This is a genomic window from Streptosporangium sp. NBC_01810, from assembly GCF_035917355.1.
GTDB lineage: Bacteria > Actinomycetota > Actinomycetes > Streptosporangiales > Streptosporangiaceae > Streptosporangium.
In genome coordinates, this window is sequence record NZ_CP109070.1 from 1,586,786 (window position 1) to 1,599,331 (window position 12,546).

General features: G+C 70.8%; 12 protein-coding genes. All 12 read left to right on the forward strand.

Annotation, left to right across the window (positions count from 1 at the left end):
* Positions 1–4 precede the first annotated feature (4 nt).
* The 12 genes from OIE13_RS07375 to OIE13_RS07430 all read left to right on the forward strand — a co-directional run bounded on the left by OIE13_RS07375 (position 5) and on the right by OIE13_RS07430 (position 12,537).
* Positions 5–2,038 carry an oxidoreductase gene (locus tag OIE13_RS07375; RefSeq protein ID WP_326641709.1) on the forward strand — a complete coding sequence of 678 codons (2,034 nt, stop codon included), beginning with the start codon at positions 5–7 and terminating at the stop codon, positions 2,036–2,038.
* 88 nt (positions 2,039–2,126) lie between these two features.
* A complete protein-coding gene (locus tag OIE13_RS07380; protein ID WP_326641707.1) occupies positions 2,127–3,200 on the forward strand; it encodes a class I SAM-dependent methyltransferase in 1,074 nt (357 codons plus the stop codon).
* The gene (locus OIE13_RS07385; protein ID WP_326641705.1) at positions 3,200–3,511 is read left to right on the forward strand and encodes a hypothetical protein; all 312 of its coding nucleotides are present in this window, start codon (positions 3,200–3,202) and stop codon (positions 3,509–3,511) included. Before OIE13_RS07380 ends, OIE13_RS07385 begins: the two co-directional genes overlap by 1 nt.
* Positions 3,511–3,924 (forward strand): nuclear transport factor 2 family protein, encoded by a 414-nt coding sequence (locus tag OIE13_RS07390; RefSeq protein WP_326641703.1) that lies wholly within the window; start codon positions 3,511–3,513, stop codon positions 3,922–3,924. The genes OIE13_RS07385 and OIE13_RS07390 overlap by 1 nt, the downstream gene beginning before the upstream one ends.
* 14 nt (positions 3,925–3,938) lie before the next feature.
* A complete protein-coding gene (locus OIE13_RS07395) occupies positions 3,939–5,069 on the forward strand; it encodes an ABC transporter substrate-binding protein (RefSeq protein ID WP_326641701.1) in 1,131 nt (376 codons plus the stop codon).
* A 148-nt stretch (positions 5,070–5,217) separates the two neighbouring features.
* On the forward strand, positions 5,218–6,048 hold the full coding sequence (locus OIE13_RS07400) for an ABC transporter ATP-binding protein (protein WP_326641698.1): 831 nt from the start codon (positions 5,218–5,220) through the stop codon (positions 6,046–6,048).
* Positions 6,049–6,067: 19 nt separating this feature from the next.
* Entirely contained in the window at positions 6,068–6,919 is an 852-nt protein-coding gene (locus OIE13_RS07405; protein ID WP_326641696.1) for an ABC transporter permease, read from the forward strand.
* A complete protein-coding gene (locus OIE13_RS07410; RefSeq protein ID WP_326641694.1) occupies positions 6,916–7,686 on the forward strand; it encodes an SDR family NAD(P)-dependent oxidoreductase in 771 nt (256 codons plus the stop codon). The genes OIE13_RS07405 and OIE13_RS07410 overlap by 4 nt, the downstream gene beginning before the upstream one ends.
* A gap of 30 nt (positions 7,687–7,716) precedes the next feature.
* On the forward strand, positions 7,717–9,078 hold the full coding sequence (locus tag OIE13_RS07415; RefSeq protein WP_326641692.1) for a M20/M25/M40 family metallo-hydrolase: 1,362 nt from the start codon (positions 7,717–7,719) through the stop codon (positions 9,076–9,078).
* Positions 9,075–10,331 carry an Ohr family peroxiredoxin gene (locus OIE13_RS07420; protein WP_326829780.1) on the forward strand — a complete coding sequence of 419 codons (1,257 nt, stop codon included), beginning with the start codon at positions 9,075–9,077 and terminating at the stop codon, positions 10,329–10,331. The genes OIE13_RS07415 and OIE13_RS07420 overlap by 4 nt, the downstream gene beginning before the upstream one ends.
* A gap of 83 nt (positions 10,332–10,414) precedes the next feature.
* Complete coding sequence (locus OIE13_RS07425; protein WP_326641688.1) at positions 10,415–11,257, forward strand: IclR family transcriptional regulator; 843 nt, start codon at positions 10,415–10,417, stop codon at positions 11,255–11,257.
* Between the two features lie 77 nt (positions 11,258–11,334).
* A complete protein-coding gene (locus OIE13_RS07430) occupies positions 11,335–12,537 on the forward strand; it encodes a CaiB/BaiF CoA transferase family protein (protein WP_326641685.1) in 1,203 nt (400 codons plus the stop codon).
* Positions 12,538–12,546 lie beyond the last annotated feature (9 nt).

Below are 12,546 nucleotides of genomic sequence, written 5' to 3' on the forward strand. Positions count from 1 at the left end.
GACGATGCCGGATCCGGGGCCGCTGTTCTCGCCCGTCAGGCTGGGGCCGGTGTCACTGCGCAACCGGGTGTTCGTGCCTGGCCACACCACCAATTTCGGCCTGGACAACCGCCCGACCGCCCGGCACACCGCCTACCACCTGGAACGTGCCAGAGGCGGGGTGGGGCTGATCATCACCGAGGCGGTGCGGGTCCATCCCACCAGCGCCGGAAGGCACATCAGCCTCGGTAGCTTCGACGACTCCTCCATTCCGGCCTACGCCGAGGTCGCGGAGGCCGTGCACGCCGAGGGGGCGCGGATCTTCGCCCAGATCATGCACGCGGGGCGGCAGGCCTCCGGCGACGCGACCCGCACCGCGGCCTGGTCGGCGGCCGACGTGCCGTGGGCCGCCGGGGCGCACGTCCCGCACGCGATGGGACACGGCGACATCGCCACGGTCGTCGACGCGTTCGGCGCGGCCGCCCACCGCATGGCCCAGGCCGGGTACGACGGCGTGGAAGTCCACCTCGGCCACGGCCACCTGCTCCAGCAGTTCCTCTCGCCGGTCACCAACACCAGGACCGACGGCTACGGAGGTGACCTCGACGGGCGTCTCAGGCTCACCCGCGAGGTGCTCGCCTCGGTGACCCGGCAGGCGCCGGACCTGCCGGTGGGGCTGCGGATCAGCGCCGACGAGTTCCTGCCCGGCGGTCTGACGCCGCAGGACATGCTGGAGGTCGTCGGGCTCCTGCGCGGTGAGTTCCCGCTCGTCTACGTGCACGTCAGCCACTCGGCCTACCACGGCAGCTACTCGCTGGCGACGCAGATGGCCGACATGAGCTTCGGCCACGCGCCGTTCCGGCACCACGCGGCGCTGTTCAAGTGGAGCTTCCCCGACCTGGCCGTGCTCGCGGTGTGCCGGCTCGACAGCCTTCCCGAGGCCGTCGAGCTGGTCACCTCCGGTGAGGCCGACCTGGTGGGGCTGGCGCGGCCGCACATCGCCGATCCCCACCTGGTCCGCAAGGCGATGGAGGGCCGCTCGCACGAGTCCCGCTCGTGCCTGGCCTGCAACCAGGGCTGTATCGGGCGGCTGGAGAGCAGCCTGCCGATCTCCTGCGTGGTCAACCCCGAGGTCGGTGCCGAGCGGGAGTGGCGGCGGATGAGGGCGGAGCCGCCGCTCGCCGGTGCCCGTCCTCGCCGGGTCCTCGTCGTCGGCGGCGGTCCCGCGGGCATGGAGGCGGCACTGTCGGCCCGGCGCGCCGGCCACGAGGTGACGCTCGCCGAGGCCGGCCCCGAGTTGGGCGGCCAGGTGGCGATCGCCGCCCGGGTGCCGGGCAGGGAGCGCCTCGCGCTGCTCACCTCGGAACTCAGCCGGGACGTCGCCACCGAGCAGATCACGATCCTGCTGGGGCACCGCGTCGAGGCAGCGGACCTCCTCGCGGGAGGTCGCCACGAGGGCGTCGACGACGTCATCGTGGCGACGGGCTCGCGGCCCCGGCGGCGGGAGCTGCCGGGCGGGCCCCCGGTGTTCGACCTGTGGCAGGCGGTCGCCTCCCTGGACGACCCGGCCTCGCCGCTGCGCGGCACCGTCGTCGTCCGCGACGACGAGGGGGCCTGGCCCGCCGCGTCGATCGCCGAGCACCTGGCCGGGCTGGGGGCGAAGGTGCACCTGCTCTCCCCGACCGCCTCGCTTTCCGCCCGCATCACCACGTACTCCAGGCTCGCGCTCACCCACCGCTTCGGCGAGCTGGGTGTCAAGGTCCACCCGCTGCGCGTCCCGCAGGGCGTCGAGGGGGGCCTGCTCACCCTCCGCGACACCCTGTGCGGCGATGTGGAGACCCTGCCGGGCGTGACCGCGATCGTCGACGCGGGCACCCCCACCGCCGTGGACGAGCTCTACCGCGAACTCGACGCCCTGTCCGAGGCCCCCCGCGTGCACGTCGTCGGCGACGCCAACGCGCCGCGGACCGCGCTGGAGGCGGTCTACGAGGGAAGGCTCGCCGGCACCTTCCTGACCGATGCCGTCAGTGGCGCGACCGCGCTGGCCCGCGCCCACTGAACCACGCCTCGACCACATTGCCACCGTTCCCCGTCGGCCCCGATGCGGCACCGGAGAAGGGCACCGCTCGACCCCTGGAAGGAGAACCATGATCGATATCGAGGATCGCCTGACCTTCGATGAACGCTCCACCGTGGACTACATCCTGGCGATGCGCAAGAGGTGGGCTGACACGCTCTACCCCGCTCTCGCCGAGGAGTACCGCGCCGGCGGCGCTCCCGCGCGGACCGTGGAGGAGGCCGGCGAGCGTTTCCGTAACCTGAACCTCTACTCGTGGTTCAGCCACCTTGAGCGGGTGCAGCAGAAGATGCTGTGGAAGACCGCCGGCGACGCCGTCATCAGCCGCCGTGACGACCTGATCGACCAGCTGGGCGAGGTGGAGGCGCCGAAGGGCAAGCTCACCCTGAATGCCGAGGTCGAGCTGCCGGACTGGTACACCGACTTCGACATCCACATCCAGCCCGGCGGATTCTTCTCTGACGACCTGTCCGCGTACGTCTACGAGTTCGGCGCGCGGATCGTCATGCTGCGCGACAACGACGGCTACAAGTTCCACCAGCTGTTCACCCAGACCGCGTTGCCCGACCTGCCGGACGCGGCCCGCGTGGTCGACATCGGCTGCGGCTTCGGCAAGAGCACCCGCCCGCTCGCGAACCGCTACCCGCAGGCCGAGGTCATCGGCATCGACTTCGCCGCCCCCGGTCTGCGCCTGGCGCACGCCGAGGCCGAGGCCGAGGGCGTCGCGATCACCTACCTCCAGGGTGACGGCAGGGCGACCGGTCTGCCGGACGGCTCCTGCGACGTGGTCACCGGCACGATGGTGCTGCACGAGATGCCCGCCCAGGCCGTGAAGGAGACCATCCAGGAGGCCGCACGCCTGCTGCGGCCCGGTGGGGCGCTCCGCTTCCTGGAGTTCCAGCCGACCGGTGACCCGTTCAGGGACGCGACGATCTTCGAGCACGCCGAGCGCAACAACGAGCCCTTCTTCCATGACCTGTTCGCCTCCGACCTCCTGGAGTTCTGCCGCGAGGCCGGTCTGACCGACACGTCCTGGTCACCGTTCGACGAGCGCAACGACGGTGTGCGCCCCGAGGGCTGGGGCGACCGGCGCGAATGGCACTTCCCGTGGGCGGCTCTCGCCGCGAACAAGCCGGAGAACTGATGAGCGACGAATTCGACTACTTCCGCGACCGTCACCTTGGCAAGCTGCTCGACCTGGCCCTGCAGCTCAGCACCGACCTGCACGTCGCCAACCAGCGGCTGCACGGCCTGGAGGCGCTGCTGGTCCGCCACGGCGTCGTCGCCGAGGGAGAGCTCGACTCCCTGGTACCCGACGAGGCGGAGCGCCGGATCCTGGAGCGCCAGCGCGACGCGATGATGAACCGCCTGATCAGGATCATCGCGGAGAGCGGTCCCGCCGAGCACCCGCTGCGCGACCAGTGGGAGGCCGCCCTGGCGGCCAAGGCCGGCTGATGGCTACCGGCACGGCGGCCAAGCTCGTCGACCACTACCTGCGACTGTGCGAGGACCGCGACCTCGACGAGGCCGCCAGGCTCCTCGCGCCGGGGGTGCGGCTCGTCTTTCCCGGGGACCTGGTCTTCACCTCACTGCCGGAGATGGTCGCCGGCGCAGGTGGCCGCTACCTGTGGGTGCGCAAGAACCGCGAACGGTACTTCGAGGGTGAGGGTGACGACGACGCCACCGTCGTCACCTCCCTGGGCACCCTGTACGGCGAGGACCTGGCCGGAGCCCCCTTCTCCGGCATCCGATACGTGGACGTGTTCGTCATCCGCGACGGTCTCATCGCCGAGCAGCACGTCTACAACGACCTCACCGAGGCCGGGTTCCCCCTCCCCGGTCTGACACCCCCCACCCCATTGGTTTGATAGAGGTGCCGTACGTGAAGAAATCCCTGCGACTGGGCGTTGGCGCCCTCACCGTCGCGACACTGACCATGCTGGCCGGCTGCGGTGGAGGCGACACCGCCGCACCCGAGGGCGCCGATGGTGCCCAGGCCGCCCGAGGAAAGATCACCTTCGCCATCGCCTCGGCGGTCATCGGCCCCAAGGAGGAGGTCGCCGCCTACGCGGTGGCCAAGGACCAGGGCTTCTTCGACGAGCAGAACCTGGACGTCGAGACCATCAACACCGACGGGTCCGTGGCCGCCATCCAGGCCGTCGCGTCCGGCAGCGCCGACATCACCGCCGCCGACGCGGGCTCGATCCTCGCCGCGGCGGAGAAGGGCGTACCGGTCAAGGCGATCGGCGGCCTGGTGCAGAACTGGCCGTGGGTCATGGCGGTCAAGCCGGGCAGCGATATCAAGAGCGGCGCCGACCTCAAGGGCAAAAAGATCGGTGTCATCAGCCTGGCGTCGGGTTCCAGCCCGTACGCGCGGGGCTACGTCCGCGAGGCCGGGCTGGACCCGGAGAAGGACGTCGAGCTGCTGCCCGTCGGCGTGGGCGCGCAGGCCGCCGGCGCGATCAGCAGCGGCCAGGTGGACGCGCTCGCGCTCTACACCCAGGCGTACGCCACGATCGAGAACTCCGGCGTCACCTACGAGTATCTCCCCAACCCGGACATGTTCCAGGGGATCCGCTCCATCACCTTCGCCGTGCGCAAGGACACCTTCGACGAGAAGAAGGACGTGCTGACCCGCTTCCTGCGCGCCGGCTACCAGGGCATGCTCTTCTCCGCGGTCAACACCGAGGCCGCCACCCGCATCGGCTACCAGGTCTTCCCGCAGATCCTGGCGGGCAAGTCCGCCGAAGACCGGATCGCCGACGACACCAAGGTCATGGCGGCGTGGCTGAAGACCTCGACCCCCACCACCGGCGAGCCGGAGACCTTCGCGGACTGGGGTGCGATCAGCGACCAGGAGTGGACGAAGACCGCCGCCTACACCAAGGGCGCCGGGCAGATCACCAAGGACCCGGTGATCGCCGACGTCTGGGACGCGAGCCTGCTGCCCGCGGCCAACGAGTTCGACTCCGCCGCGGTGGTCTCCAAGGCCAAGGCCTACAGCCCGAAGTAACCCGAGGCGTACGCCCGAGGTGACCCGTGGCCGCACACCCCGGAGTATGCGGCCCCGGGTGACCCGGGGCCGCACCGCCAGAAGTGGATCAGGGCCGGAGCGACCGGCGACCACGACCGACACACCCGAGCATCGAAGAGGAGGGCCGATGGCCATCAGGACCCCCGGCCGCCGCCAGGCCACCGCCGCATCGGCACCGGTGGACGAAGACGCGTGGATCGAGGTGGCCGGCCTGCAGAAGCTGTACCGGCCCCGCAGGTCGGAGCCCACCCATGCGCTGTCCGACATCGGCTTCACCGTCAGGCGGGGGGAGTTCATCTCCGTCGTCGGGCCCTCCGGATGCGGTAAGACCACCCTGCTGAAGATCCTTGCCGGGCTGATCCCCAGGAGCGAGGGCGTCGTCCGCGTCGCGGGACGGGACGTGACCAAGCCGCTCCCCGAGGTGGGCATGGTCTTCCAGGCCGCGACCCTGCTGCCCTGGCGCACCATCCTGGAGAACGTGATGGTCCCCGTCGAGGTGCAGAGACTCGACGCGGCCGTCTACCGCGAGCAGGCCAGGAACCTGCTGAACATGGTCGGCCTGGACGGCTTCGGCGACAAGTACCCCCATGAGCTCAGCGGCGGCATGCAGCAGCGCGCCGGGATCTGCCGGGCCCTGGTGCACGACCCGTCCGTACTGCTCATGGATGAGCCCTTCGGTGCCCTGGACGCCATGACCAGGGAGTACATGAACGTCGAGTTGCTGCGTATCTGGAAGGAGAGCGGCAAGACCGTCGTCCTGGTCACCCACTCCATCCCCGAGGCGGTGTTCCTGTCCGACCGGGTCATCGTGCTCAGCTCCCGCCCCGGGCGGATCGCCGAGATCGTCCCGATCGAGCTGGGGCGCCCCCGCGATCTCAGCGTCATGTCCTCCGACCGCGCCGGGGTCTACGTGTCGCGAATCCGCCAGCACTTCAACGCCGCCGGCGTCATCGACTGACGAGGTACACACCATGACAATGACCAAGGCCACTGACGGCCGCCCCGCCCGTCCGCCGGGCCCGGCACGGAAGAAGAACCGCCTGAGCGGGTTCGACCTGCGCGAACGCCCCGAGCTCATCATGGTTCCCGGGGTCTTCCTGATCGTGGTGCTCGCCTGGGAGTTCCTGGTGCAGCCCCTCGGCATCGACGACTACGTGCTGCCCCGGCCCTCGCAGATCGTCGCCTCGCTGGGCACCCAGCTCACCGACGACCAGTTCTGGTCGCACCTGCTGGTCACGCTCCAGGAGTCCCTGGTCGGCTTCGTGATCGGCGTCGGCGCGGCGATGGTGCTGGGCACGCTGATCTCGCAGGTGCGGCTGGCCGAGCGCACGCTCATGCCCTACATCGTCGCCTTCCAGACGGTGCCGAAGGTCGCCCTGGCACCGCTGTTCGTCGTCTGGTTCGGCTTCGGCATGACCAGCAAGATCGTCATGGCGGCGGTCATCTCCTTCTTCCCGATGCTGGTCAACGTCATCGAGGGGCTGCGCTCGGCCGACGCCGACCGGATCCAGATGCTGACCGTGTTCGGCGCGGGCAAATTCCAGGTGTTCCGGATGGTCCGGCTGCCGAGCGCGCTGCCCTTCATCTTCGCCGGGCTCGACATCGGGATCGTCTTCGCCATCCTCGGCGCGGTCGTCGGCGAGTTCATCGGCGCCAAGGAGGGCCTGGGCTACCTGCTCCTGCAGACCAACTACAACTTCGACATCTCCGGGATGTTCGCGGTCCTGGTGGTGCTCTCCGTGCTCGGCCTCATCGCGCACTCCCTGATCCGTCTCGCCCAGCGGCGCTTCGCCTTCTGGGCCGAGGACAGCCGGGTGATCGGCGCATGAGCGATCCGAACCGCTTCGACGGCAGGGTGGCGCTGGTCACCGGCGCGGGCAAGGGCATCGGCGCGGCGATCGCCGCCACCCTCGCGGCCCGCGGCGCCCGCGTGGCCCAGGCCGACGTGACCTCCGGCGACGACTGGCAGGCGCCGCTGCCCGAGAGCGACGGGCACACCCGCCACCACGTCGACGTCCGCTCGGCGGAGTCCTGCCGCGCGTTGGTCGCCGAGGTGCTCGCCGCGCACGGCCGCCTCGACCACCTGGTCAACAACGCGGGCATCGTACGGCGTGGGCCGGCGGTCACGATGAGCGAGGACGACTTCACAGACGTCCTCGACGTCAACCTCACCGGCACCTTCCGCATGTCCCAGGCCGCCTACCCGGCACTGCGCGACGCGGGCAGGCCGGGCGGCGAGAGCACCGCGAGTGTGGTGAACATCGGCTCGACCAACGGTCACATCGCGGTCCTGGACACCCTCGGCTACTGCGTCAGCAAGGCCGGGGTGATGCACATGGCCAAGGTGCTCGCCCTGGAGTGGGCCCCCGACGGCATCCGTGTCAACGCCGTCGGACCCACGATCGTGCCCACGGACATGACCGTCGACGTCCGGGCCAGCTCGGCGTACATGCAGGACAAGCTGGCCACCATCCCCCTGGGGCGGATGGCCGGCCCCGGAGACGTCGCCAACGCGGTCGCCTTCCTGCTCAGCTCCGCCGCCGCCATGACGACAGGCCAGACGGTCTACGTCGACGGCGGAGTGACCATCCACTGACAACCGGCAGACCCTCGCGAGGAGCACCCCATGCCCAAACCAGACGTCACCGCCGCGCTGGCCGCCGTCGACGCACACCTCGACACCTTCGTCGAGGAGCTGCGGCAGCTCTGCCGGATCCGCAGCCGCCGCCAGGAACCCGACCAGATGGTGGCCACCGCCGAGTTCCTCGCCGCCTCGATCGGCCGCTGGGGCGGCACCGCCGAGGTCATCCCCTGGGAACACTCCCACCCGTACGTGCTGGGCGAGATCGGCGGCGGCGAGCCCGCCCTGCTGCACTTCAACCACTACGACGTCGAGGTGGAGCCGACCGGAGACGAGGAGCGGTGGATCAGCCCGCCGTACGCGGCGGAGATCCACGATGGGCGGCTGTACGCGCGAGGCGTCGCCGACGACAAGGGCGCCCTCATGTCGCGCGTCCACGCCGCGGCCGTGTGGTGGCTGTCCGGCCAGGAGGCGCCGGTCACCAGCCGTTACATCATGGAGGGCAAGCAGTGGCTGCACAGTCCCGGCCTCGGCTCGTTCGTCCGCGCGCACGCCGACCGGCTGGCGAGCGACGGCACCCTGTGGGAGAACTCCTGGACCGACGCCCAGGGCAGGCCGCTGCTCAAGCTCAGCGAGAAGGGTGTGCTCTACCTCAGGCTGACCGCCACCACACTGACGCGTGAGCTGACCAGCCAGAACACCGTGCTGCTCCCGTCGGCGACCACCCGCCTGGCCACGGCGCTGGCGAGCCTGCAGCGTCCCGACGGCACCGTCACCGTGGAGGGCTTCGCCGACGACGCGAGAGTCCCCACCGACGAGGAGCGGGAGCTGCTGGCCCAGCTGCACTTCGACGGCGACTTCCTGCGCGCCAGGGCCGGAGTCGACTCCTTCATCGGCGGCCTCGACGACGCCCAGGCGGCGGTCGAGATCCGCACCAGGCCCACCCTGACCGTCGCCGGCATCACCGGGGGCGACAACCGTGACGACATCACCCTCGGCATCCCGGCCACCGCCGTCGCCAAGGTGGAGATCCGCCTGGTCGCCGGGCAGGACCCCGAGCGGGTGCTGCGGGTCGTCGGCAAGCACCTGGCCGACGGCGGCTTCGGTGACATCGCGATCGAGGTCATGGCCACCAGCAGCCCGAGCATCACCGACCACCGCGATCCGTTCGTGTCGCTGGTCGCCGACGCGGCCCGCCGCGTCTACGGCGCCGAGCCCGTCATCGAGCCGTACACGCAGTGGATCGGCAACCAGGGTGTCATGGGTGGGCGCCCGATCGTCGGAGTCGGCGTCTCGCGCGCCGACTCCGGGGTCGACGGCCCCAACGAGAACATTCTTGTGGAGGACTACCGCAGGGGTATCAAGCACGTCGTCGAGGTCATGGCCGCGATGGCGGTGGACCGATGAGCGCCACCCACCTGCGCGGTGCCTCCGAGCGCGGCTACCTCGACCTGCCCTGGGGCCAGGTCCACTACCGGCGCGCGGGCGACCCCTCGGCGGTCCCGCTGCTCATCCTGCACCAGTCGCCGCTGTCGTCGGCGACCTACGAGCCCGCCCTCGCCGCCCTCGCCGCGCACGGCCTGCACGTCGTCGCGGTCGACACCCCCGGCTTCGGGATGTCGGACGCGCCCGGTGAGCAGTGGTCCATCCCCGACTACGCGGCGGCGACGTGGCGGATCGCCGACGCCCTCGGCCTGGGGAAGGTGCACCTGCTCGGGCAGCACACCGGCGCCGTGGTCGCCGCCGAGGCGGCGCTCACCGCCCGTGAGCGGGTGAACGGCCTGATCTTCCAGGGGCTGCCGCTGTACGACGACGCCGAGCGCGAGGAGAAGAAGGCCTCCTACGCGCCGGGCTACGAGCTCGCCCACGACGGCGGCCACCTGTCGACGATCTGGGAGCGGGTCCACTGGCTCTACCCGAGGATCTCAGCGGAGTCGGCCAGCCGCCAGGTCGCCGAGTATCTCAGCGTGGGCCCCGACTACGCGGTCGCCTACCGCGCGGTCTTCGACCACCGCCTGGACACCGCCGCGCTCGCCGGCATCCCCATGCTGCTGCTGCATGGCGGCGACGACGTCGTGGCCAGGATGAACGACGTCGTCCAGGCGGCGCTGCCGGGCGTGCCGCTGGTCAGCATCCCCGGCGGCACCGACTTCGTCGCCGAGGAACAGCCGGAGATCTTCGCCAGGGCGGTGGCCGAGCACGTACTGGCACACCGGGCCGCGCAGCCGGACGCCGCGTTCAAGCCGCTCTACACCGCGACCGTCGAGGTCCAGGGCGGTCGCGCGGGCAGCGCGCGCTCGCTCACCGGCTCGCTGGACCTCGCTCTCACCCGGCCCGCGGCCCGCACGCCAGGCGACACCGGAACCGACCCCGAGGAGCTCTTCGCCGCTGGGTACGGCGCCTGCTTCGCCAGCGCACTGGCGATGGTGGCGCGGCGCGAGCGGATCGGCCTCGACCCGGTGAGCGTCACCACGTCGGTGACGCTCGGCTCCGTGCCCGGCGGGAAGTACGCGATCGCCGCCGCGCTCAGGATCGCCGCGCCGCACGTTCCGCAGGCGGACCTGGAGCGGCTCGTCGGCATCGCCGACGGCATGTGCCCCTACTCCAACGCGGTCCGGGGTAACGCTGACGTCACGATCGAGGTTCTCGGCGCTCCTTAGGACAGCGTTGCCCTATGACATTCACATGATCTTCCCCCCTTACGTGCCGCCCGCCGCGTGCGCCCCGACCAACCGAGGAAACCATGACCACCGATGACATCGGAGAGGACCGGGAGCCCGAACGCTCCCGCTCCGGTATCGCGCGGGTTCTCGCCGTGATCGATGTCATCGGCAGATCGCCCCAGCCCCAGGGTGTCTCCACCATCGCGCGGCAGACCGGCCTGCCCAAGGCCGTGGCGCACCGCATACTGCGGGAGCTGGTGACCGGCCAGTTCCTGAGCTTCGACGAGGACAGGAAGCTCTACCGTCTCGGCCCCGGGGCGCTGAGCGTCGGCCTGGCCGCCATGCGCGAACTCGACGTGCCGGCCGTCGCCCACCGCCACCTGGTGGCGCTGGCCGAGCGGACGGGCGAGACGGCGACGCTCTCGCTCCGCCAGGGCTGGTCGCGGGTCTACGTCGACCAGGTCCTCTCCTCACAGGAGATCCGCATGTCGGTGGCGCTGGGCACCAGCCACCCCTTGCACGCGGGCTCCTCCTCCAAGGCGATCCTCGCGGCGCTGCCCGACGCGGAGGTGGACGACTACGTGGCCCACCACCGCCTCGACAGCGTCACCGACGCCACGATCACCTCCACGACCGCGCTGGGCGAGGAGATCATCCGGATTCGCACCCTCGGCTACGCCGTCAGTTTCGGCGAGCGGCAGTCGGGGGCGACGAGTGTGGCGGCGGCCTTCCGCGGCGCGACCGGGCAGGTCGTCGGATCGGTGTCGGTGTGCGGGCCGCAGGACATGTTCACCCGCAGCCGGAGGGAGTCGCTGGGGGAGTGGGTGGCCGCAGCGGCCGCCGACATCTCGGCCGACCTCGGCTTCCGTACGGCGGACCGGGACCGGGACGGGGAGGGCGGTCGCGTGACACCCACTCCGTGAGACGGCGGAGGCGGCCTGCCGTACCGGAAGCAGACCGGAAGAATATCGATGAAACCATTTCTGACCTGGGGGTAAGCATGCGCGACGGGCCATTGGAAGGTCTGCGAGTCGTCGACGCCTCGACGATCCTGGCGGGGCCGCTGTGCGCTCAGATCCTCGGCGACTTCGGTGCCGGCGTGGTGAAGATCGAGCATCCGACGGCGGGCGACGGCATGCGCGGCCACGGCGAGTCCAAGGACGGCGTCTCGCTGTGGTGGAAGGAGATCTCCCGCAACAAGCAGACGATCGGGCTCAGCCTGTCCGCGCCCGAGGGGGCCTCGCTCTTCCTGCGGCTGATGGAACGCACCGACGTGCTCATCGAGAACTTCCGGCCAGGCACCCTGGAGCGCTGGGGGCTCGGTCCCGACAGGCTGCACGAGGTCAACCCCGGGCTGGTCATCGTCAGGATCACCGGCTTCGGGCAGACGGGGCCGTACGCGGGGCGGGCCGGGTTCGGCACGCTCGCCGAGGCGATGAGCGGCTTCGCCCACCTGACCGGCGAGGCCGAGGGACCACCCACGCTGCCCGCCTTCGGGCTGGCCGACAGCATCTGCGGCATCGCGGCCTCCTCGGCGACGATGATGGCGCTCTGGGAGCGCGAGCGCGACCAGGAAAAGCGCGGGCAGGTCGTCGACATGAGCCTGCTGGAGCCCATCATGACGGCCGTCGGCCCCTCGCCGACCGTCTACCAGCAGCTCGGGATCGTCGAACACCGGCACGGCAACCGTTCCACCAACAACGCGCCGCGCAACACCTACCTCACCTCCGATGGCCACTGGGTGGCGGTTTCGACCAGCGCCCAGACGATCGCCGAGCGGGTGATACGCCTGGTCGGGCACCCCGAGGTGATCGACGAGTCCTGGTTCGCCACCGGCGCGGGCCGCGTCCGGCATGTGGAGCTGCTGGACAGGCTGCTCGGCGACTGGATCGCCGCCCGCACCCGGGAGGAGGTCGTCGCGGAGTTCACCTCGGCGGGCGCCGCGGTCGCCCCCGTCTACGACGCCCGTGACCTCGTGGAGGATCCCCACGTCCGCGAGACCGGGATGCTCACCTCCGTCGACGACGCCGACCTTGGCTCCGTGCTGATGCACAACGTGATGTGGCGGATGTCGCGGACACCGGGCCGGATCCGGTTCACCGGCCGCGGCCTGGGAGCCGACACGGAGCATGTGCTCGTCGAGGGGCTGGGCTGCGACCCCGCGACCCTGAGCGACCTACGAGAACGAAAGATCATCGCCTGATCCGCGACG

Coding starts and splice junctions, on each gene's coding strand:
- OIE13_RS07375 (WP_326641709.1), top strand. CDS start 5: ATGCCGGATCCGGGGCCGCTGTTCTCGCCCGTCAGGCTGGGGCCGGTG.
- OIE13_RS07380 (WP_326641707.1), top strand. CDS start 2,127: ATGATCGATATCGAGGATCGCCTGACCTTCGATGAACGCTCCACCGTG.
- OIE13_RS07385 (WP_326641705.1), top strand. CDS start 3,200: ATGAGCGACGAATTCGACTACTTCCGCGACCGTCACCTTGGCAAGCTG.
- OIE13_RS07390 (WP_326641703.1), top strand. CDS start 3,511: ATGGCTACCGGCACGGCGGCCAAGCTCGTCGACCACTACCTGCGACTG.
- OIE13_RS07400 (WP_326641698.1), top strand. CDS start 5,218: ATGGCCATCAGGACCCCCGGCCGCCGCCAGGCCACCGCCGCATCGGCA.
- OIE13_RS07405 (WP_326641696.1), top strand. CDS start 6,068: ATGACCAAGGCCACTGACGGCCGCCCCGCCCGTCCGCCGGGCCCGGCA.
- OIE13_RS07410 (WP_326641694.1), top strand. CDS start 6,916: ATGAGCGATCCGAACCGCTTCGACGGCAGGGTGGCGCTGGTCACCGGC.
- OIE13_RS07415 (WP_326641692.1), top strand. CDS start 7,717: ATGCCCAAACCAGACGTCACCGCCGCGCTGGCCGCCGTCGACGCACAC.
- OIE13_RS07420 (WP_326829780.1), top strand. CDS start 9,075: ATGAGCGCCACCCACCTGCGCGGTGCCTCCGAGCGCGGCTACCTCGAC.
- OIE13_RS07425 (WP_326641688.1), top strand. CDS start 10,415: ATGACCACCGATGACATCGGAGAGGACCGGGAGCCCGAACGCTCCCGC.
- OIE13_RS07430 (WP_326641685.1), top strand. CDS start 11,335: ATGCGCGACGGGCCATTGGAAGGTCTGCGAGTCGTCGACGCCTCGACG.